We start from the raw sequence: 4393 nt of genomic DNA on the forward strand, positions 1-4393 counted from the left end.
TGGCCGCCGCCGCCTCGGGCGCCCCGTCGCCAGACGGGGTGGCCGGGGTACCCGGGGTGGCCGAGGTGGCCGGGGTGGCCGGGGTGGCCGGGGTGGCCGGGGCTTCCCTCACGGCCCGCCCGGCCCCACCGTCCTCGCCCGCGACCAGCGGGGCGGCGTCGGTGGTGCCCGCCGGGCCATCGGTGGCCGGGGCGGCGGCTTGCTCACGACCGTTGCCGGCCTTGGCCTCGCCGTCGCCGGTGAGCTCGAGCTGGGCCGCGTCGGACGCCTCCTGGGCGCTCCCGTTGCCGGCTGCTTTCGAGGTGCGGGCCCGCTTGGGCCGTTCGGGAGCCGTCTCGATCCCCGCCTCGCGCAGGATCGTGTCGATCAAGGTGGCCTTCGACGCGCGGGATGATGGCTTCGCACCCATCGCCTGGGCGATGGCCGCCAGCTCGTCTCGCTCCTTGCGTTCCAGCACGGAGCGTTCCAGCGCCTGGGGCGCCATGCTCATGACTTTCCTCCTGGCCCGAAGGCCGCCCCGCCCACCATGGAGGTGGGGAGGGGCCGGGCTTGCCGGTTGTTGTGTACCTGATGGGACTGGCCGGGGGCCGGCTCTCCGCCGCCGCCGGCCCCGCCTGCAACCTCCACGGCGTCGATGGCCTGGCCCACCACGAGGTCGATGACCTGGGAGAGGGTGGCGTCGAGGTTGTACGAGGGGACGATGGGGACGCCGTGCTGAAGGGCGAGAGACCGGATGTAGCGCTGCAGCTTGCGAATGCTCTCGAAGTTCTCCAGGTAACGCTCGGGGGGACGGTTGCCGGTCTCCGCCGCCCGGCGCAGGAAGTGGCTCCGGTGAGTCTCCTCCTCGTCGACAGTGACAACAAGCTGTACGGCCAAGGCCTTCCCGGCGAACCGGTCGAGCTTGATGAACCCGGGCGCCACGTGGGCACCCTCGACAATCAGGTCGGTCCCTTCCACGATGGCCCGCTGGACGAGGGCCTCGATACCCACGGTCACGGCCGCCGTCTGCTCCCGGAACCCGATGATGGCGGGGTCCGCGCTGCGGGGGAGGGGGGTGCGCACCAGCTCGCCGACCTCGAAGAGCGAAGTGTGCAGGGTGGGGAAGAGGTCGGCCGTCAGCATCGACCGCATGACTTCGCGGATGGCGTCGGTGGGGACGACCCGGGTCACGCCCAGGCGGCTGGCCAACATGGTGGAGATCGTCGACTTGCCCACCCCGGTGGCCCCACCGAGCAGGATCACCAGCGGGCGGTCGACCCGCAGCACCCGCAGCCATTTCGAGAACGGCTCGGCGTACTTGTCGCCCACTTCCTCGCGGACAACAGCCAGGGCCAGATCATGAAGGTCGTCGCGCGATATCGCGAAACGCCCGTCATCATGCAGCCGTTGCTCGATGACCTCGGCCACGTGGAAGGCCCGCGCCGGGGCCAGACCGGTCGCCATGATCTCCGATGCCATGAGGCCCTTGGAATAGGGCAGCTCGTAGTCCTGGTCGGTGATGACCACGTGTCGCTGGGTTACAGCCATTCGACATCGCCCTCTCCGCTCCAGCGGCTGGCGGTCGCTCTGGGCGACCCCCTCCCGCTCAAGCGGTGAGGCTCTTCTCCGTTCTTAGGGTGAACCGCTCTCTAGCCAGTTCGGCGGTGGCCAAGGCCACCTCGTCAAACGTCCCGTCACCTCCGGTCGGGACCAGCCGGTTGTCGCAGAACACGACCTCCATACCCCGCTCACGCGCGACCGGCACGGCGAGGTCGACCGCAGCCGCCTTGAGCTCGACCAGCAGGACGTCGGCATCGGCCATCGCATCGAGGTCGGCCGCCAGACTGCGACGGTCGGCCAAGTGCGGGGAGGTGCCGACGACCTTTCCGCCGTGCTCGCGTTCGAGGTGCTCCACCATGAGGTCGATGGCGGAAGCTCTTGCGGTTGTCACGAAGAAAGCCCGACGGCCGGAGATCGGTTCGAGGGGAAATGGACGGAACACCGTGTGGACCACCCGTACCCCAGGAGCCACGCTCCGAACGCCCTCTTCAAGGACGCCCGCGCCCGAACTGGCGAACGTTGGCTCTGACATCGTAACCACGATCAGGTCGCTGAGCAACACGCGGTAAGCACCGAGATAGCCGGTCACCAGCTCGAGGTCGGCATCGGCCGGCACCACACAGACGGTGGCGTCGGCGTGGACGGGGGGCACGGCCGTGCCGCTGCCTTCCAGCACCAGCATGGGTTCGGGGCGCAGGTTGGCCAGTTCCACACCGGCGGCGTACGTCGAGCCCATGGGCGCCCCCGCCAGCCCACCGCCGCACCGGCGGGTGCCCACGGTGGCTACGCCCGCCATCAGGGCGTCTTCGAGGTGGTCGCTGGCCGCGTGGCGGCCCTGGCCGGCCAGGGCGAGCAGTCCTTCGACCGAGAGGTCAAAGGTGGCCGGGTCGACGAGCTCGGGCTCGGGGGGCCCGCCCCGGCCCATGGCCACTATCACCGGCGGCTGGCCGGCGGCGGCCAGGAGACGGGCCATGTGGGCGGCTACGGCTGTCTTGCCGGTGCGCTTGCCCGCGCCGATGACGGCCACCGACGGTTTGGTGGCCACCACCGGCCGGGGCGGCGGGTCGAACCGGAAGTCGGCCCCGACGTAAGGCAGCCCCCGGAACAGCACGTGGGCGGCCAGGCCCATGCGGGCCCGAGCGTCGAGGACAGGTTCGTCGGAGAGGTCCACGACCACATCGGGGCGAAAGGTGTCGATCGCCGACAGCACGGTGGCGACGGCCGCCGCCCGGCCCCCGTTCATGTCGCCTGTCCCGTCGCCGTCGCCGGTCCCGTCACCGGCCACCACGCCGGTCACGACGGGGATGCTCAGGGCGGCAGCCGCCCGGCCGTCCATCTTCTCGCCCGGCCCCACGAGCGCGGCAGCCACCGCGGTCGTGCCCGGGAACCGGGCCGGCAGTTGTTCGATGGTGGCTTGCACGACGGCTAGGACGTGCTGCCCGTCGATGAGGACGAGGGCCCGCAACGCGACGTAGATCTCCTCGCAAGCGGAAGTACGGCACCGGAGCACCGAGGGACGGCGCAGGCGCGGCCCCCGGTACCCCGAGGGAACTACAGCAGTGTACTGCGCGCCGGGGCCCTACGCAGGCGGGACCGTCACCAGCCGCGACATGAGGGTGTGGCCCGCCACCGGGGAGTGACGCTCGGTGGCGGCCTCGGAGTAGGTGCCTCCCGGGCCCGAACGGTCCGAACCGACGAGCAGGTAAGGGACGGGGTCGGACGTGTGGGTACGGGTGCGGAGGTAGGTCGGGTGGTCAGGGAGCAGCAGGAGGCGCCACGGGCCCATGGCGTCCAGTCCCTCCACGAGGGGCCCGATTATGCGGCGGTCCCAGTTCTCCAAGGCTTCGACCTTGGCCGCCAGGTCGCCGGCGTGGCCCGCCTCGTCGCTGGCCTCGACGTGGACGAGGAACAGGTCGGTGCCGCCGGCCAGGGCGGCCAGGGCGGCGTCGCGCTTGCCCTCGTAGTTGGTGTCGTACCACCCGGTGGCCCCCTCCACGGGGACGACTTCGATGCCCGCCAGCACCCCCAGGCCCCGCACGAGGTCGACGGCCGAGACCAGCTTGGCCTCCAGCCCGTGGACCGACCGGAACGAGGGCAGCTCGGGCTGGGGCCCCTGGCCCCACAGCCAGACCTGGTTGGCGTCGGTGGCCGAGCGGCCCACGATGGCGCGCGACGCCTCCATCAGCTCTGTGAGGCGGGGCGCGGCCGGGCCCGTCGGCCACTTGGCCTGCTGGCCGATGAGGTCGTGAGGCGGCGTGCACTCGGCGTCGGCCAGGTCGCGGGGGACGACGAGGATGTGGCGGTACTGCACGCCCGCGTGGAACGACACACCCTCGCCGCCCAACTCGGCGTCGAGGGCGGCGATCACCTCGGCGGCCGCCTCCGACGTCGGGTGGCCGCCCGCGAAGTCGACCATGGTGCCGTCGGCCCCGACCGTCACCAGGTTGCAGCGGTAGGCCACCTGGTCGGGGGCCAGCCGCAGCCCCATGGCGGCCGCTTCGATGGGGGCCCGCCCGGTGTGGTAGCGGGCCGGGTCGTAGCCCAAGATGGACAGGTTGCCCACGTCACTGCCGGGCGGGAACCCGGCCGGGATGGTGGCCGCCCGGCCGACCTCGCCTCCGGCAGCCAGAGCCGCCAGGTTGGGCATGGCCGCCGCCTCCAGGGGCGTACGGCCACCGAGGGCGGCCACGGGCTCGTCGGCCGCCCCGTCGGGCACACACACCACGTACTTCATAGGTCGGACATCGTAGGCCGGCGGTATACGGACGGGGCCCCCCGCAAACCCGCCCCCTCCATGCAAACCTGCGCGGGAATCGTGGGCGAAACGCCCCCCAATACCCCGCCGGTGTGGGGG

The 4393-nt window shown here is 71.9% G+C and carries 4 protein-coding genes; all 4 read right to left on the reverse strand.

What is annotated here, in order from left to right; all coding sequences use genetic code 11:
• The coding region (locus tag AB1673_17455; GenBank protein MEW6155744.1) for a hypothetical protein at nucleotides 1–490 on the reverse strand (490 nt) is incomplete at its 3' end.
• Entirely contained in the window at nucleotides 487–1527 is a 1041-nt protein-coding gene (locus AB1673_17460) for a hypothetical protein (protein MEW6155745.1), read from the reverse strand. The genes AB1673_17455 and AB1673_17460, both read right to left, overlap by 4 nt.
• A gap of 58 nt (nucleotides 1528–1585) precedes the next feature.
• Nucleotides 1586–3049 (reverse strand): 2,3-diphosphoglycerate synthetase, encoded by a 1464-nt coding sequence (locus AB1673_17465; protein ID MEW6155746.1) that lies wholly within the window; start codon nucleotides 3047–3049, stop codon nucleotides 1586–1588.
• Between the two features lie 69 nt (nucleotides 3050–3118).
• Nucleotides 3119–4273: a cofactor-independent phosphoglycerate mutase gene (locus tag AB1673_17470; protein MEW6155747.1), complete on the reverse strand. Its 1155-nt coding sequence runs from the start codon at nucleotides 4271–4273 to the stop codon at nucleotides 3119–3121.
• Nucleotides 4274–4393 lie beyond the last annotated feature (120 nt).

This window comes from Actinomycetota bacterium, assembly GCA_040754375.1.
Lineage (GTDB): Bacteria > Actinomycetota > Acidimicrobiia > Acidimicrobiales > AC-14 > JBFMCT01.

Coding starts and splice junctions, on each gene's coding strand:
- AB1673_17460 (MEW6155745.1), bottom strand. CDS start 1,527: ATGGCTGTAACCCAGCGACACGTGGTCATCACCGACCAGGACTACGAG.
- AB1673_17470 (MEW6155747.1), bottom strand. CDS start 4,273: ATGAAGTACGTGGTGTGTGTGCCCGACGGGGCGGCCGACGAGCCCGTG.